The sequence below is a fragment of the Pseudomonas sp. GW821-FHT11G12 genome, assembly GCF_058808055.1.
In genome coordinates, this window is the sequence record NZ_JBXARH010000007.1 from 1 (window position 1) to 16213 (window position 16213).

12 protein-coding genes are annotated in these 16213 nt (G+C 58.2%); 8 read left to right on the forward strand and 4 right to left on the reverse strand.

Annotated features, from left to right (window positions below):
- Positions 1-184: 184 nt before the first annotated feature.
- Positions 185-1321 (reverse strand): catalase family protein, encoded by a 1137-nt coding sequence (locus tag AC1RR7_RS20140; RefSeq protein WP_493158396.1) that lies wholly within the window; start codon positions 1319-1321, stop codon positions 185-187.
- 26 nt (positions 1322-1347) lie between these two features.
- Positions 1348-3156 (reverse strand): di-heme-cytochrome C peroxidase, encoded by a 1809-nt coding sequence (locus AC1RR7_RS20145; RefSeq protein ID WP_493158272.1) that lies wholly within the window; start codon positions 3154-3156, stop codon positions 1348-1350.
- 270 nt (positions 3157-3426) lie between these two features.
- Here AC1RR7_RS20145 and bamJ point away from each other — a divergent pair, with 270 nt between their 5' ends.
- The 8 genes from bamJ (at position 3427) to AC1RR7_RS20185 (ending at position 12062) form a co-directional block, all read left to right on the forward strand.
- Complete coding sequence (gene bamJ / locus AC1RR7_RS20150; RefSeq protein ID WP_096823013.1) at positions 3427-4146, forward strand: BamJ family beta-barrel-assembly machinery protein; 720 nt, start codon at positions 3427-3429, stop codon at positions 4144-4146.
- 300 nt (positions 4147-4446) lie between these two features.
- Entirely contained in the window at positions 4447-4902 is a 456-nt protein-coding gene (locus AC1RR7_RS20155; RefSeq protein ID WP_096823014.1) for a YkvA family protein, read from the forward strand.
- A gap of 114 nt (positions 4903-5016) precedes the next feature.
- Complete coding sequence (locus AC1RR7_RS20160; RefSeq protein ID WP_007950435.1) at positions 5017-5358, forward strand: helix-turn-helix domain-containing protein; 342 nt, start codon at positions 5017-5019, stop codon at positions 5356-5358.
- Complete coding sequence (locus AC1RR7_RS20165; RefSeq protein ID WP_003223109.1) at positions 5355-5726, forward strand: hypothetical protein; 372 nt, start codon at positions 5355-5357, stop codon at positions 5724-5726. Before AC1RR7_RS20160 ends, AC1RR7_RS20165 begins: the two co-directional genes overlap by 4 nt.
- A complete protein-coding gene (locus tag AC1RR7_RS20170) occupies positions 5727-6134 on the forward strand; it encodes an SEL1-like repeat protein (RefSeq protein ID WP_102622754.1) in 408 nt (135 codons plus the stop codon).
- Positions 6135-6359: 225 nt separating this feature from the next.
- Complete coding sequence (locus AC1RR7_RS20175; RefSeq protein WP_493158273.1) at positions 6360-11126, forward strand: RHS repeat-associated core domain-containing protein; 4767 nt, start codon at positions 6360-6362, stop codon at positions 11124-11126.
- A gap of 6 nt (positions 11127-11132) precedes the next feature.
- On the forward strand, positions 11133-11498 hold the full coding sequence (locus tag AC1RR7_RS20180; RefSeq protein ID WP_102622775.1) for a hypothetical protein: 366 nt from the start codon (positions 11133-11135) through the stop codon (positions 11496-11498).
- Positions 11499-11663: 165 nt separating this feature from the next.
- Complete coding sequence (locus AC1RR7_RS20185; protein WP_256580658.1) at positions 11664-12062, forward strand: hypothetical protein; 399 nt, start codon at positions 11664-11666, stop codon at positions 12060-12062.
- 16 nt (positions 12063-12078) lie between these two features.
- Here AC1RR7_RS20185 and AC1RR7_RS20190 read toward each other — a convergent pair whose 3' ends face one another.
- Both AC1RR7_RS20190 and AC1RR7_RS20195 read right to left on the reverse strand, forming a co-directional pair.
- Complete coding sequence (locus tag AC1RR7_RS20190; protein ID WP_096822919.1) at positions 12079-13869, reverse strand: bifunctional diguanylate cyclase/phosphodiesterase; 1791 nt, start codon at positions 13867-13869, stop codon at positions 12079-12081.
- Positions 13870-14003: 134 nt separating this feature from the next.
- A complete protein-coding gene (locus AC1RR7_RS20195) occupies positions 14004-16088 on the reverse strand; it encodes a carboxy terminal-processing peptidase (protein ID WP_173861398.1) in 2085 nt (694 codons plus the stop codon).
- Positions 16089-16213: the final 125 nt, after the last annotated feature.

Sequence of the window (16213 nt, forward strand, 5' to 3'; positions counted from 1 at the left end):
CGCCGGGGGTCGCGGGTTCGAGTCCCGTCCGCTGCGCCATATTCGGTAACCTGGAACACTGAACGCCAGGTCACCACAGAAAGCCCGCCCAGTGCGGGCTTTTTGCTGTCTGGCGATTGGCTTTTTGCTCGTCCGGGCATGAAAAAAGCGACCTGCGGGTCGCTTTTTTCGTTTCTGCGGTTTGTTACTGGCTGGCGTTGCGACTGTGCCGGTAATCACTCACCGCTTCATACACCGCTTTACGCAGACGGTTGATCCCGCCAATCGGGCGGTGGGCCTCGATCCCAAACCATGGATTGAACGACAGGTTGTCGCATTGCAAGTTCAGAGCCGGGGTGTCGAAGTCCTGTGGGGGCAGGGTGATTTTGGCTACGGTCTGAAATGGACTGTCCTGTTCGCGCCATTCGATGCTGGTGTCTTCGATCGGCATGAACCGATTGGCGTCCTGACGCTGGATCTGCAACACAAAACACGCGGGCACCCGATCCGTGGACAGTTGCTGATTCAGCGCACTGCGCAGGAAATTCGGCAGATCCTGGTTTTGCTTCGGAAGCGTGTACGCCGGGCAGTTGTCCGGATCCGGCATCACCCGAAACTTCGCATTGGCCTCACCAAATTTGTAGGGCGATACCGAAAAGTAGGTCGTGCGTGTCGGGCTCTCTGGTGGCGGAGAAAGCGTCGCCAGCGCAATGAACAAATGCCTGATCTGCCAGTTTCGCGGGTCCCAGCCCGGAAAAAACGCCATGACCTTTTTGCCGTCAGCCTGCGCCGCCACATTCTGACGATATTCAGCGACGTCGCTGACGAAGAAATTCGGATGGCTGAACATCACGAAATCCTGTTCGTGCAGGCCCTGACGGTCACTTAGCAACTGTTTGCCCGGCACATCGAGCAATTTGATCGCCATGCCCCGGGCATCACGGATGCTGTCGAACTGCGGATAGGCGTTGCCGTTGGACAGGCGCATCGTCGCCTGCCAGAGCTTGCCCGGCTCGCTGAAAACACCTCGGCGCAGATCCTGAGCCAGATCCGGCAGCACCTGCACGTCGGCCTTCAAACAACCGTGGGCCTTGGCATGGGCGTCACGCAGGAAACGCGTACTTTCCCGGTGCTGGTCGACAATTCGCACAGCGGTCTGGATCACGTCCTGCGTCATCGCTGCTTCGCCGTCCGGAATCTGCTCCGTCGCCGACACTGGGCCTCGGTGTTGCCAGGCAAACCAGGCGGTTGCCAGAGCCCAGCCGATCAGGCCGACCACCAGCAAAAACAGCAGGGTTTTGCCCAGCAACCGCCCCAGCCACAACCAGAAACGCGCCAGCATCGATGGTTTCTTGAACGAATTGAAGATCATGGCAGTTGCGCCTCCAGCGGGCCGCCCAGCACTTTCAGGTATTCCAGCAGCGCCCAGCGTTCCTCGGGCTGCAGCAACCGTCCGATAACCCCGTTGCCGCGCTCGCCGGCGCGGAATTCATGGCCACTGTTGTGGTTGCCGGTGATGCGTGTGTCGAACAGGAAAGCGTTGGTAAAGGCTTCGGTGCGATAACCCAGATGCCGAGGGTCATATTCGAAGGTGCCCTTATAGAAAGTGGTGGCGCGTTCATCCTGAGGCGACAGCAACTGATAGAGACTCGGCACCGAGCCGTTGTGCAGGAAGGGCGGTGTAGCCCACACGCCTGCCAGCGGCCGGGCCTTGTAGGCCACTTTTTCCCGGACACCGATCGGCAGGCCAAAGCCGTCGAGCTGAGGTTTTTCAGCGGCAGTGACGCCAGCCTCGCGATAGGCGCGGTTTTCAACGAACGCCGTGACGTAAGCCAGGCCCTTGGCCACGGATAACTGGCTGAGGTCGAGTTGTTCTTTGGGAGTGGGGTGCAGCTTTACGTCCATCTGCTCCAGCTCTGCTGGATTCCATTGCAGGGCTGTCAGGTCGAAACGGTGGTTGGCGATGTTGTTGGCCGCGTTCGGATCGGTGCCGATGACGTCGACGGGCAACATGTGCAGGTGCTGGACCCAGCGTTCACCCTCTTGCGTCACCCGTGGGACGTGGCAGCCAGCGCAGTTTTCGGCAAATAACGCTCGACCCTTGGCCGCCAAAGGTTTGTCGACCTTGCCCAACAGCTCCTCTGGCCAGGCGGGTGGCTGAAGTTTTTGCAGGGTTTCTTCGATCTTGTGCAGATCGCGCACACGCACGCTTGATGCATAACGTTCATCACCCTGTAGCGGCTGGCCATTGGCATCGAAGAAATTCAGGGTAGCGCCTACCCCCAGCGCCTCGCCGATGTTGCGTGCCATCGGCTGCTGCGCCGAGCCGTTCCACTGCACCCAGTCGAACGTCCACATGTCCCACAGTTGCGGGTAATCCACGGGAGCGTTGGCCACGCGATAGTTGGCGGGGGAGATCGCATCGCCGAAGGTTGCGTTGGCGATTCGTCCGAAAGCATCGGTTCGGCCAGGGCCTTCCTCGGTGGGGTAGAGGCCGCGATGGGTGTCGTTCCACGCCACTTTGAGGAAGGTATTCAGTGAGCCTTTGAAGTCTTTGCGCAGTTGTTCATGGCGGGCGTCATAGTCGTTGCCCAGTACGTTGCGGGCGAACCGCTCGAATTTCCACGGGTTGTAGTAAGTGGAGGCCAGACTGGCGACCAATGCCTGTCCGAAACTGCCCCCGCGCAATGTAGGAACGCTGGAAGGCAGCACATGCTGCGCCGAGCCGCCGTCGATGCGCACGGCATGGCCATTCAGGTGCAACTCGCCGGTGTGGCAGGCCGCACAGGTGATGTCCAGATATTGCTCAGAGCTGCCGGGATTCTGATGGCGGGCGAAACCCACTGGCAGATTCCCCGGGTTGTTCGACGTTGCTTTCTGCTGTGGGTCGATCAGAAAGCCGAAGCGTGCAAGATATTCCGGAGAGGCAAAGCGTTGCTGCGAGAACGGCAGCTCCAGGGCCTGGAACCACTCATAACGCAGGCCTTTGACCTGGGTGCCTTGCGGCGTGAAGTAGTAGGTCTGGCGCTCTTCGTCAGTCCATTGTTTGAGGTAGTGGACCTGTTTGGCGGGCGTCGGGAAGGGCAGTTTCGGATTGGCGACATAGTAGAGAATCACCGCCAGGACCAGTCCCAGCAGTACCACGATCAGCGTCAGCACACGGAATATGAGGCGCAAGATGAACATCCTTGTCGAGTTGTTGCGCTGTTATGCCTGAGCCGAGCCGTGTGCGGCAAGTGGCCATTACGCCAAGTGTTGTGGGAAGGGGCATCGGTTAATGTCAGATCAAGATGACAGAAGCTTCATCATGCCTTTGCCCAAATGCTTTTTAATCCCTGAACTTATCGGAAGATTCCTGCTCTCATGCCGGTAGCCATTGGTCGTGGCGGCCTGATAAGCTCGCGGCTTTACTCGATTGCCCTTTCGGCGCATGAACAAGGAAATAGCATGAAACAGCATCGGTTGGCGGCGGCGGTAGCCCTGGTTAGCCTGGTACTCGCGGGTTGTGATTCGCAGACCAGCGTAGAGCTGAAAACCCCGGCGCAAAAAGCTTCCTACGGTATCGGCCTGAACATGGGCAAAAGCCTTGCTCAGGAAGGCATGGATGATCTGGACTCCAAAGCGGTAGCCCAGGGCATCGAAGATGCCGTCGGCAAGAAAGAACAGAAGCTGAAAGATGAAGATCTGGTCGAAGCCTTCGCTGCACTGCAAAAGCGTGCCGAAGAGCGTATGGCCAAGATGAGCGAAGAGTCGGCAGCCGCCGGCAAGAAATTCCTCGAAGAAAACGGCAAGAAAGCCGGCGTGACCACCACTGCTTCCGGTCTGCAGTACGAAGTGGTCAAGAAAGCCGACGGCCCACAGCCTAAGCCTACCGACGTAGTGACCGTTCACTACACCGGCAAGCTGACCAACGGCACCGTATTCGACAGCTCCGTCGAGCGCGGCAGCCCGATCGATCTGCCGGTCAGCGGTGTGATCCCGGGTTGGGTCGAAGGCCTGCAACTGATGCACGTTGGCGAGAAGTACAAGCTGTACATCCCTAGCGATCTGGCTTACGGCGCACAATCGCCAAGCCCGGCAATCCCGGCCAACTCGGTTCTGGTCTTCGACCTCGAACTGCTGGCCATCAAGGATCCAGCCAAAGAAGACGCTGCCGCCGCCAAGTAACAAGCGTCGGTACCGGCTTCAACAACAACGCCTCGCTTATGCGGGGCGTTGTTGCATCTGGGGCACGGCGAGCGTAAACAGACCGAACCGATACGCATCGCGACAGTCCTAGACTTTGAGGCCGCCCGCGCTAGACGCCCTGAGCTGCCAAGTCAATGAAATAATGGGGTTTTTTATGTGAGTAAAAAACGCCCGATCTGAGCGCAGCCCTTATGAACCGGGGCTCTCAGCGTCGAAATGCAGCTCTGTTCACAAGGTTATCCACAATTTGTGTGGATAACATTTCAACGGGAGAAATAGATGAAAGCTCCATGGAATTTCGCCCGATTCCTGCCGTTGGCCGGACGACTCCTGGCCCGTGGCCGTTTGCCGACGCTGTTGTTCGCCGTGGCCAGCAAAGGTGCCGCCCAAGGCAATCGTCTCGGTAAACTGAAGGATGACCTGCGATTGCTCCAGGCGCTGTGCCTGGCGTACTGGCGCGGCGAATATCGCGCGATCAGTCCCAAGGCGATCGTTTCGGTCGTTGCGGGCTTGATGTATTTCCTCAGTCCGGTGGATGCGATCCCGGATTTCATTCCCGTTTTCGGCATGCTCGATGACATCGCCGTCCTCGCCTGGCTGATGAAAACCCTCGACGACGAGCTCACTGCGTTCCGTCTGTGGCGTCAGCGTCAGGCGCCGGAAAAGCTCAGGGTTGTCGAGCGCCTGCCCGATACGCCCGAACAACTTCAGCTTCAGGGTCCGAAAAAGTCCTGAATCGCGACAGCCTCTTATACAGATAGATACCCCCCACGACCTTGGCCGCTGTTAGGATTACACTTCTAGGGAAAAGTGCCGACTCGCTAAGCGTTGTTGTCCTACGGGGTAGTCATGGATATTCAGATAATTGCACGCGATGGCGAACCCGAATATGCGGTTCTGCCATGGGCTCAGTATCAGGCTCTACTGAAAGCAGCAGGCATTAACGAAGCACCGTCGCAACCGGCTCCAGCGCCGCTTGCGGCCACACCGGACCCGATTCTTCCAGGTCTGGATCAGTTACGCAGTTTGCGCGAAGGGAAGGGCATCGCCATCGAGGCGCTCGCCCGCACGGTAGGCATCAGCCCGTCTTACCTGGCCATGATCGAAAGCGGTGAGCGTCTGCCCGACGCTGCGATTCGCCGCAGCCTGGCCTGGGAGTTGACGGTGCCAGGGTGGAGGGAACAATCGTGAGCGTACGCATCAGTCGTCAACATTGGGACGGATTGCTGGGGGAGCTGGACCAGGCGCGCAGGCAGCGCCATCTTCTGACCTATCGAGCCTTGCTCGAGCGTCTGCAACTGCCCACGCCGGCGATGCAGACATTGACCGCTGCACTGGAGCATCTCGCTGCGCTGGACGCGAAAGCCGAACAACCGTTGCGCAGTTCGCTGGTGATCAGCCAGGGCGCCAGTCGCCTGCCACGCACCGGTTTTTTTGAGTGTGTCGAGCGTCTGGGGCGTTTTTCCGGGCCGTCCGATGGTGTTGCCGCAGCCTCATGGCACGCCTCGGAAGTGGTGCGGGTCTTTGAATACGAATACCCTGAATCGGCGGAGGCCTGAGTGTTTTTACGACTCAAGGCGCGGGCAAGTTACTGGCTGGCCCGTAGGCTGTTTCACTGGTCGTGGTTTGTCCGTCAGCCCCGAGGCTGGCGCTGGCTCGAAGGGCAGTTTGCGCGTATGGCCAACCTGGGCGATGTCGGCGCGCAAAGCTTTTACGGGCACATCCTGACGTTTCGCGGCGTTGGCCTGGGCGCGCGTGAGGAGGGTGTTCGATTGCTGCGGCTGGCTGCGCTGGCCGGAGATGGCAAGGCGGCGTATCAGGTGGGTGTCATCAGTCTTGCAGGTACGCCCAGTAAAGCGCCGGATCCTTCGGAAGCCGTTCGCTGGTGGACCATGGCCGCCAAGGCCGGGCATCCGCTGGCTGAGCTCAAGTTGAAAGAGCTGGCCGGTCGGGATCATTCTCGGTAAGCGATTTTTGTGTTCCCTGAACGGGGCGTGAGGGAAACCTCCCGCCCCGTTTTTGCGTCTGCTGTTCGATAAAGATCAGTTACAGACTTCTCCTACATCCATCGCCTACTCGCCTGACTTCTTTTCTGTTTGATCCCCCGCAAAGTCCTTCGCCTGATTTTTGCGCGAGGGAACGCACATGTTCGACCCGGTTTTTCATTTCGTCATGCGCCTGGGAATGCGCTGATGGAAGCCATCACCCGCATCGAGCAAGCACTCGATAGCTTTCCCCACACCCTCGATCTCTATCGCGAACAGCTAAGGCACTGGTTCAGTCGTTCGGCAGACAGCGTCAGTCATGCGGCCGATCTGCCGTCGCTGATGGGGATGGAGCGGATCATCCGTTTCGGCGAACACCGCACGGCAGTCGCCATTGACGACGGCCGTTTCTCTTCGGCTGTCGTGCAATGCCCGGAAACCGGGCGAATGGAGATCGAGAGCAAGTTTGAGTCGGTATACGACATTCCGTTGGGCGACATCGTTGTCGATGTGGTGGCGGTGGATGGCGGCAAGGTCAAGTCCGTCACGCTCGATGCTCAGGGCAAGGGGTTGTTCACCGGAGAGGCGGGCAAGTTCTATCGGGTGTTAGTGCACAGCGAGGCCAGCGAGAAGCAGGTCGACGCGCTTTTCGATTCCTACGATGGCCTGACCCGGCAGCTCGACAGTTGGCTGCGTAGCGAATGGCAGGGCTTCAAGCCGCAGTGGTCACAGTCGGTGGCCACTGCTGCCGGCAACGGCCTGCTGGCCGGCAGTTGGGCGGCGATTGAGGGCGTGTGGGACAGCATCGGGTTGCTGTCGGAGATTCTCAAGGATCCCGGAAAGTTTGCCGAGCGGTTGGGCAGTGGCGCCGCACAGTTGATCGCGCTGGCAGAAACAGCGCCTGAAATGATGGAGAAGCTTCAGTTACTGGTCAGTGACGAGGCGGCGCTGTGCCTGTTGCTGCGTACCGCCAGCCTCTGGCTGGAGATGCTGCCGCCCACTGAAATTGCCGGAAAAACCGCCGAGGCCGTCTCGATGGTGGTAGTGCAACTGCTGATCGATGTGTTGATCGGCGTTGTACTGACCTTTGTCGGCGCCGGGGCGGGGATTGCGTATCTGACCTTGCGTCTGGCGGATCGCGGCGCTCAGTTATTGTCGGCGGTAACGCGTCTGGTGAAGGCGATGTTCGGCATCGTCAGCACCTTCATCGGCTATGTGAAGCACTACAAATCCGTCGCCGCGCGAGGCATCGCCGCCGGGGTGAAAAAGGGTCGCATGCAGTTGCGCTGGGACGCCCGACGGAACACCTCCCTGAAGAAAGACGAGCACCACGACGACAAGCCTGATCAGGCGACAAATCCTAACGGCGACAGTGCCGATTGCGCATCGTTGACCTGCACCAATGGCTGTCCGGTGTCGATGGTCACTGGCGAGGAATTGCTTACGCTGACCGATGGCGTGCTCGATGGGCTGCTGCCGTTCGAGTTCAGCCGGTTGTATCGCACCAGCGCGGCCGAGATTGATGTTGGGCTGGGGTTTGGCTGGAGCCATTCGCTGGCGCATCGGCTGGAGGTCGAGGGCGACGGCGTGGTCTGGGTTGATCACGAGAACCGACGCACGCGGTTTCCGTTGCCGAATGTCGAGCGGCCGGCGATTCACAACAGCTTGTCGCGGGCGGCGATTTTTCTCGGGGATGAGCCGGAGGAGTTGATTGTTGCGCTGGCGGGGGACGCGGCGCGGTTTTATCACTTTCGGGCTGGGCGTCTGACGCTCATTTGCGATGCGTACGGCAACCGGCTGCGGATTACGCGTGATCGTCAGAATCGGGTTGAGCGGCTGGATAACGGCGTCAGTCGTTCGCTGTTGCTGCGCTATGAGCGGGCGCATCTGGTCGCGGTCGATTATCAGGTTTTTCGGGAGTCTGCCTGGCGCACCGAACAGACGCTGGTCAGCTACCGCTTTGATGCTCGCCATCGATTGATCGAAGCGACCAACGCGGTCGGCGAAAGCGAGCGTTACGACTACGACGACCAGCACGTCATCCTGCAGCGGCAACTGAGCGGCGGCGCGAGCTTCTTCTGGGAGTGGGAGCATTCCGGCAAGGCGGCGCGTTGCGTGCGGCACTGGGCGTCGTTCTCGCAGATGGATACGCGTTACGTCTGGGATGACGCCGGCAGCGTTACCGTGCAGTACGTCGACGGCCGCGAAGAGGTTTACGTCCACGACGACACCGCGCGGCAGGTGCGTCAGGTCGCCGCTGACGGTGGCGAGCAGCTCAAGGCCTACGACGCGCAGGGCCGCTTGGTCGCCGAGCAGGATGCGCTCGGAGCGGTCACCGAATACCGCTACGACGAGGTCGGACGGCTGATCACGCTGATTCCGCCGGACGATGCGCCGACGTCCTACGAATACCGCAACGGTTTCCTGCACAGCCGCTCACGCGGTGATGCGCAGTGGACCTACCGGCGTAATGCCCAGGGCGATGTCACGGAAACCGTCGACCCCGACGGCCATGTCACCCATTACCACTACGACCCGCAAGGACGGTTGCTGTCGATCCGTTATCCGGACTCCGGCCGGCACGTGTTCGTGTGGAACGACCTTGGGCAACTGGTCGAGGAAAGCCTGCCCGACGGTGGGGTGCGGAAGTTTTCCTACGATGCGTTGGGGCGGCGGATTACTGCGCAGGATGAACACGGCGCGGTTACCCGTCACACCTGGGACGCCGTGGGCCGACTGATCCAGAGCACCTCACCGACCGGCGCTACCCGCGCCTGGTCCTACAGCGCCTACGGCCAGATCACCGCCGAACGCGATGAACTGGGGCGCATCACCCGCTACGAGTATGACGACGACCTGCACCTGCTCAGCCGGCGGATCAATCCTGACGGCACACGACTGCAGTATCGCTACGACCATGCGCAGCTGTTGCTCACGGAAATCGAGAACGAGTCGGGCGAAAAGTATCTTCTGGACTACACGCCCACCGGACTGATCCGACAGGAAACCGGTTTTGATGGACGGCGCACCGCGTACGCCTACGACCGCAACGGTCATTTGCTGGAAAAAACCGAGTACGGCGATGACGGCTCGACGCTGGTCACCAGCTACCAACGTGATGCTGCCGGGCGTCTGCTGCTCAAGACCCTGCCCGACGGCAGTACGGTCGAATACCGCTATGACCGTCTCGGCCGTTTGGTCGGTGTCGATGACGGTCAGAATCACCCACTGGCTTTTGAATACGACCTGCAGGACCGGCTGGTGCGCGAGCATCAGGGCTGGGGCACCTTGCGTTATGCCTACGACGCCTGCGGCCAGCTCAGCCGGATGCGTCTGCCGGACAACAGCAAGCTCGATTACCGCTACGCCAAGGGCGGCGCGCTGACCGCGATCGACCTCAACGGCGCCTTGCTCACCCGGCACGTCTATCAGTCCGGTCGTGAACAGCAACGCCAGCAGGGGCTGCTGCTCAGCGAATATGCCTACGACGAACAGGGTCGTTTGCGTTCTCACGCTGTAGGCCATCAACGCAGTGCACTGTACCGCCGCGACTTTGCCTACAGCGCCAACGGCAACCTCGAACACATCGCCGACACCCGTCACGGTCAGCGCAGCTACCAGTACGACGCCCTCGACCGGCTGATCCGCGTACGCCACACCCGCGACGATGTGCCGGAAAACTTCGCCCACGACCCGGCCGGCAACCTGCTGCTGCAGGACCGTCCGGGCCCCACACAGATCAAAGGCAACCGCCTGCTGATGCAGGGCGACCGTCATTACGACTACGACGCCTTCGGCAACCTGATCCGCGAACGTCGCGGCACTGCCCAGCAACTCGTCACCGAATACCGCTACGACAGCCAGCACCGCCTGATCGGCCTGACCCGCCCGGACGGCAAAACCGCGACCTACCAATACGACGCCTTCGGCCGACGTATCCGCAAAACCGTCGACGGCCAGAGCACCGAGTTCTTCTGGCAAGGCGACCACCTGATCGCCGAAAGCAGCCCGACTCAGCACCGCAGCTTCATCTACGAACCCGGCACCTTCCGCCCCCTCGCGATGCTCGACGGCAAAGGCCCGAAACGCGCCTGCCCGTTCTACTACCAGCTCGACCACCTCGGCACCCCGCAGGAACTGACCGACTACAGCGGCGACATCGTCTGGTCGGCCAAATACAGCGCCTACGGCAAGGTCACTTCGCTGGAGCTGGCGACCGAGGATTACCTCGACCAGCCGCTGCGCTTTCAGGGGCAGTACTTCGATGCGGAAAGTGGGCTGCATTACAACCGGCACCGGTATTACGACCCGGAGCTGGGGCGGTACCTGACGCCGGATCCGGTGAAGCTGGCGGGTGGGTTGAATCAGTACCGGTACGTGCCGAATCCGACGGGGTGGGTGGATCCGTTGGGGTTGAGCTCCAACTGTCCGCCGCCTAATAAGCCGGGTTGTTCGGTGCCGGATGGGGTGAGTGGTTCAGTTGTTGATGAGGGTGAGCCAGCGCTGCCGAAGATGACGGCGCAAGAGCGGAGGGCGAGAATTGATGAGTTAACAGAAAATATTGCATTAAAAGAGTTGAAAGATATGGAAAGCGCTAACAAAAAATCTCATTTTTTACAAAAACATGGCGCCCAAACCACTCTAGCTTCGCAGCAAGAGCGTCTGCAATATGCTAAAAATCCTACTACGGGAAAAGTTGAGATGAAACTAAATAAAAAAACTAAGCTTATGGAACCAAGCATTCCACGAGCTGCAACTAGATTTATAAGTCATAGAGATCAGTTGAATGCAATTAATCGTGCTAAATTAATTTTCCGACGGACTGGGAGTCTATCGCTCTCATCGCTCCCAGTGGAGATGGGAAGAAAGGTTGGAGAGGGGTATAGGGGGAAACAAGTGGAATATATAGAGCCAACAAGAACTGTCGTTATACTCGATAGTCATGGTGAGGCTATAACGGCTTATGTGGATTGATATCAAATGAAACCTAATCCAAAGCTTTCAATTTTGCCTGGCTTTCTATTTGTCTTTGACATTGACTATCCTCACGAAGGGGCTGTTGAAGAACTAATATGTTTGGCTGATGTAAATGATTCTTCTGATTTGATTAGAATTTTTGATGCTGTTCTGAAACCGGAGTTTGTTGGGTACTCTGAATCGGATAGGTGTTGGATAATTGATACGATTTCCTATTATTTGGAAAGGGGAGAAACATTTGTTGAGGTTTTGGAAAAGAGAAGTTTTTTATTTTCTGACGAGATAGTCGATGGGCGTGGCTTTATGCGCGTGTTGCTAGAATGTCTTTCTTTATATGAGGGTGAGATAGGTAAGGTTAAAGATCTATAGAGTTACATTCTATGCTTGAGGTTTTTATGTGTTTTGGGTTTTGGGCGGGTTGGTTGTTTTATTGGTTTTTATAATGAAGATGAAAATTGTGGGAGCTGATTTGTTTGGCCAAAGCCGATTCGCCACGTTTCCGATCGAGGTGAAGTGATGTTGAGGGATCCGTATTTGAGTGAAGAGTTTGAACCGGACTTGACGTGGCTTATAGGTGTTTTCGATGTTTATGATCGGGAAGAAACTCGAGGTTTGGAACTCGAGGATTACAACCCTAATGACTCTGCTGATAGAGAGCTTCTTGTTAGAAAGTATTGCCTGAATCTGCCATGCCTTTCCTATAGACATAAGCTGGTGCTGTTTGGAAATTTGGAAATGATACTTCAGGATCCAAATTATGAGTTTCAAAAACTATTCGAGATCGATGAATGCGAAGCAGCAAGTTGGCCGCGGGGAGAATGGTATTCTCTAGAGGATCCACGCGGCTTCTTCCAAGATATCTATAAGTTTGCGAAGGAAGCTTGGGGGGAGGATCTTGCGAAAGCCGCTGGAGAGGATCGGTCCACATGGTAGTTACCGAGCTTTTACATTAGCGATGACCTGAAACGAGCGCCTCGTTAAAAGGTAGCGCACGTATGCTGTCGATAACATGCACACTATACCCCGGAACATTCTTAGCATGATGCTTCGCCTGCGAAGCCATCTCCGCCAACTGACTCGCATCCAGTTGCGCACAAGCTTCAGGATGCAAATGCACCACGCCAATGGACAGTGACAGCAACGGAAATTCCTGGCGAATCCCTTGGCGGTTTGGCGCAACAAAACACCCAGCCTCAAGGTGTTCCGGTCGATAAAACCGTCGGCATTGACTCTGGAAGTCATCAAGCAGTTGATTAAGACGCTTGCGCCAATCCTCCGGGCCAAGCACCAACAGAAAATCGTCCCCCCCAATATGCCCGACAAAGTCGCGAGAAGGATCAACGCGTTCATTCAAACACTGCGCCAGACACAACAACACCTCATCCCCCCGCCCATACCCATAGATATCGTTAAAGGGCTTGAAGCTGTCGATGTCGACATAGCAAATAACTGATTCCCGCCCCTGTTGCAGCAACCGCGTCAGGCATTGCTGAATCGGCACATTGCCGGGTAGCAGAGTCAGCGGGTTGGCATAGCGAGCCTGCTGGATCTTCAGCTCGGTAATCAGCTTGAGCACGTCAATCACCCGACCCAGGCCCAGGTAGCTGCCGTTGAGGGTGATGATGAAGTCTTCTTCGATGCGCTGCCGGGCGCGGCTGGTGATCAGGCGGCTGACTTGTTGCAGCGACTGGCTCATTTCCACGGCGAGGAAGTCGTCGTTCATCAGGCGGCTGATGGGTTTGCGGGCGAACAGGTCGGTGGCGAACGGTTTGAGCAGGGCATCGGACAATGAATGACGATGCACGATGCCGCAGGGCTGGCCTTGCTCGTCGAGCACTGCCAGCGAGTTCAGGTTGGCTTGACGCCGGAAGGCTTCGAGTACGGTGGCGGTCGGTGTGTCGCGGTCGACGGCCGGTTGATCGTTGAGCAGGGCGCTGAGGTCGCTGCCTTCATCGTTCAGCGCCACGGCACTGCTGTCGTGCTTGGGCATCAAGGCCCGTGCGTCGCGTGGCGGGTGTTCCTGAGGGCGCCCGAGCAGGTAACCCTGCACCAGATCGACACCCATTTCGGTCAGCACCGCCAGTTCTTCCGGCAACTCGATGCCCTCGGCAATCACCTGCGCCCGGGAGGCCTTGGCGATCTGCAGGATCGATCCGACGAACTCTCGCTTCAACGCGTCCTGGTGAATGCCGTCGATAAAGTGCCGATCAATCTTCACGTAATCCGGCCGCAGCTCCGACCACAGGCGCAGGCTCGAATAACCCGCGCCAAGATCATCAAGTGCAATCGAAAACCCCATGGCTCGGTAGTGATGCAGCGCGGTTTGCAGCAGCTGGAAATCGTCGATCGGCGTCTGTTCGGTGAGCTCGATCACCACCTGGCTCGGTGGAATGCCGAAATCCTGAAGCAGTTGCAGCGTACGCCCCGGCTGGTGCGCGGCTTCGAGCAGGGATTCGGGAGAGACGTTGAGAAACAGCTTGCCCGGCAATTGCTGTTCGTTGAAACGGCGGCAGGCACTTTGGCGGCAGGCGATTTCCAGTTCGCTCAAGCGCCCGGCCTGGCGGGCCACGGCAAAGAGGGCGATAGGGGAGTGCAGCGGACTGTTGGACGGGCCGCGAGTCAGGGCTTCATAACCGAGAATGCGTCGTTCAGAGAGGCAAATGATCGGCTGGAACAGGCTGTGCAAACCGCTTTGAGTCAGGATCGAGCTCAAGGCACTCAGCTGTTCGGTCGTGGTCATGGCATTCTCTGGCGATAAAAAAAGGACTGGGAGCGTTCTCGATGAAGAGAACCGCTCCCAGTCCTTTATTGCACGACAGAATGATGACTGTTTGATGACGATCCGGGGATCGTCAGCATTAAATTGCCATCACCTTACTTCTTGGCCACCTGATTGCTCAGCTTCAGGTAATCCAGCAGCACGCGCCCGGTCTCGCTCAGGTAGGCGTCGTCTTCCGGTTTGACCTTGTCCGGCTCGGCTGCCGCGAGGGCGTCGTCGTCTTCTTTCTTCAGCTCTTTGAGCGGTTCTTCGCCTTTGGCCTTGCGACGGATGTTTTCCATCGCCAGTTGCTTGGCGTCGATATCGGCGTGCTGGGCACGGCGATCGGCTTCATTGAGGCTGACGGTTTTCTCTTCCATCAATTTCTGCGCCAGGGCCAGCTTGTCGCGAATGAACACGAACTCTGCGTCTTTTGCCGAACGTACATCGTGCTCCGACTTGAGCTGAGCGATGTACGGTTTGAACGGGTCAACCGCAGGCTTGATGGCCGGTTTGATGGTGTCCCATGGCATGGCTTCCGGCAGGGCGCTCTCGCCGATTTCCTTGGTGTCGATGATCGACGGGTAATCGATGTCCGGCAGTACGCCCTGATGCTGGGTGCTCTGACCGGAAACCCGGTAGAACTTGGCCAGGGTCAGTTTCAGTTCGCCATGGTTCAGCGGCTGAATGGTCTGCACGGTGCCTTTGCCGAAGGTCTGGCCACCGATGATCAGCGCGCGGTGGTAGTCCTGCATGGCACCGGCAAAGATCTCCGAAGCCGACGCGGACAGGCGGTTGACCAGCAGCGCCATCGGGCCTTTGTAGAACGCACCCGGGTTTTCGTCTTCGAGCACATCGACCCGGCCATCGGCGTTACGCACGAGCACGGTAGGGCCCTTGTCGATGAACAGGCTGGTCAGCTCGGTAGCTTCTTGCAGGGAGCCGCCGCCGTTGTTGCGCAGGTCGATGACCACGCCGTCGACTTTCTCTTTCTGCAGTTCGGTCAGCAGTTTCTTGACGTCGCGAGTGGTGCTCTTGTAATCCGGATCGCCGGCACGGAACGCCTTGAAGTCGAGATAGAAAGCCGGAATCTCGATCACGCCGAGCTTGTAGTCCTTGCCGTCCTGTTTCAGGCTCAGGATGGATTTCTTCACGGCCTGGTCTTCGAGCTTCACCGCTTCACGGGTGATCGGCACGATCTTGCTGGTCTGGTCGTTCGGCGCATTGCTCGCCGGGATGACTTCCAGACGAACCACGGTGCCTTTCGGACCACGGATCAGCTTGACCACTTCGTCCAGACGCCAGCCGACCACGTCGACCATCTCTTTGTTGCCCTGAGCAACGCCGATGATCTTGTCCGCCGGGGCGACCTGCTTGGTCTTGTCGGCCGGGCCTGCCGGCACCAGGCGCACGACTTTCACCTGGTCGTTGTCGCTCTGCAACACGGCGCCGATGCCCTCGAGGGACAGGCTCATGTTGATGTCGAAGTTTTCCGCATTATCCGGCGACAGATAGTTGGTGTGCGGATCGTAAGACATGGCGAAGGTATTGATGTACGCCTGGAAGATGTCTTCGGCACGGGTCTGGTCCAGACGCGCCAACTGGTTCTTGTAGCGCTTGGTCAGGGTTTCCTGGATCTGCTTTGGATCCTTGCCGGCGATCTTCTGCCGCAGCACTTCGTCCTTGACGCGTTTGCGCCACAGGTCGTCAAGTTCGGCGGTGGATTTGAGCCACGGGGCGTCCTTGCGATCGATCAGCAAGGTTTCCTTCGTGGAGAAGTCCATCTTGTCGACGCCTTTGTTCAGCTCGGCAATGGCGAAGTCCAGACGCGCTTTCACGCGGTCCAGATAACGCTTGTAGATGGTGAAGCCGGCGTTGAGGTCGCCGCTCTTGAGGAAGTCGTCGAACTGGGTCTTCCACTTGTCGAATTCGGCGATGTCGCTGGCCATGAAGTAGCTGCGCGACGGGTCCAGCAGCTTGATGTAGCTGTCGTAGATGATCACCGAGCGCGCATCGTCGAGCGGTGGCTTGCTGTAGTGGTGACGTTTGAGCAACTCGACGACGTTCAGACTGGCGATCACTTCATCGCGATCAGGCTGCAACTTGTCCCAGCTGTTGGCTGCGAATGTGGTGCCCGACACCGGCAAGAGGCCGATACCGATGAAAAGAGCGAGGGCGGTGCTGGGGAGCAAATGCTTCATGCTGATTCGACGCGGGGACAATTGATAACGCATATTAGGCCGTCTTTGAAGTCGCCGGTACCTCTACGCTCTGTACGATAACTGCTGTTCAGCGTTCGTTCAGACCCCAGGGCCGGTCGCATAAT

Bases quoted from the DNA above. Each gene is read 5' to 3' on its own strand.
- AC1RR7_RS20140 (WP_493158396.1), bottom strand. From the start codon at position 1,321: ATGCTGGCGCGTTTCTGGTTGTGGCTGGGGCGGTTGCTGGGCAAAACC.
- bamJ (WP_096823013.1), top strand. From the start codon at position 3,427: ATGAAACAGCATCGGTTGGCGGCGGCGGTAGCCCTGGTTAGCCTGGTA.
- AC1RR7_RS20155 (WP_096823014.1), top strand. From the start codon at position 4,447: ATGAAAGCTCCATGGAATTTCGCCCGATTCCTGCCGTTGGCCGGACGA.
- AC1RR7_RS20160 (WP_007950435.1), top strand. From the start codon at position 5,017: ATGGATATTCAGATAATTGCACGCGATGGCGAACCCGAATATGCGGTT.
- AC1RR7_RS20175 (WP_493158273.1), top strand. From the start codon at position 6,360: ATGGAAGCCATCACCCGCATCGAGCAAGCACTCGATAGCTTTCCCCAC.
- AC1RR7_RS20180 (WP_102622775.1), top strand. From the start codon at position 11,133: ATGAAACCTAATCCAAAGCTTTCAATTTTGCCTGGCTTTCTATTTGTC.
- AC1RR7_RS20190 (WP_096822919.1), bottom strand. From the start codon at position 13,869: ATGACCACGACCGAACAGCTGAGTGCCTTGAGCTCGATCCTGACTCAA.
- AC1RR7_RS20195 (WP_173861398.1), bottom strand. From the start codon at position 16,088: ATGAAGCATTTGCTCCCCAGCACCGCCCTCGCTCTTTTCATCGGTATC.